Genomic DNA, 361 nt, shown 5'->3' with positions numbered 1-361 from the left:
CTTGTAGCCGCAGCAGATCACGAATTCGTTGATGCCATGCGCAGAGTAGGACTTCATGATGTGCCACAGAATCGGCTTGCCGCCGATTTCAACCATCGGCTTGGGGCGGACGGTGGTTTCTTCACTCAGCCGGGTACCCAGGCCACCGGCAAGAATCACTGCTTTCATCTGTAGTCCTTCGGATTTTGTCGTGTGGTCATTCTAAAGCCGTAAGGCGGCGCGGGCAACGGCGGATCGATGATCCGCCCTACGACCACCATCGCGCGTTGCGGCGAAGTGTCGTAGGGCGGGTCATTGACCCGCCGGTTTCTTACTTGTGCGGCGCGCCGAACCAGCCGGATTGTTTCTTGTCGTCCAGCGC

General features: G+C 58.7%; 2 protein-coding genes. Both read right to left on the bottom strand.

The window, feature by feature from the left end:
• Positions 1-168, bottom strand: a 168-nt coding sequence (locus tag AB4Z32_RS27900) for a sugar phosphate nucleotidyltransferase (RefSeq protein WP_442125039.1), incomplete at its 3' end; no start/stop codon positions are given.
• Positions 165-361: hypothetical protein (locus tag AB4Z32_RS27895; protein ID WP_442125038.1), on the bottom strand; the 197-nt coding region annotated here is incomplete at its 5' end. The genes AB4Z32_RS27895 and AB4Z32_RS27900, both read right to left, overlap by 4 nt.

The sequence above is a fragment of the Massilia sp. 2TAF26 genome (assembly GCF_052115005.1).
Classification (GTDB): Bacteria; Pseudomonadota; Gammaproteobacteria; order Burkholderiales; family Burkholderiaceae_D; genus Telluria.
Note: the sequence above shows the minus strand (reverse complement) of the source record. Positions and strands in the feature narration are given on the sequence as shown.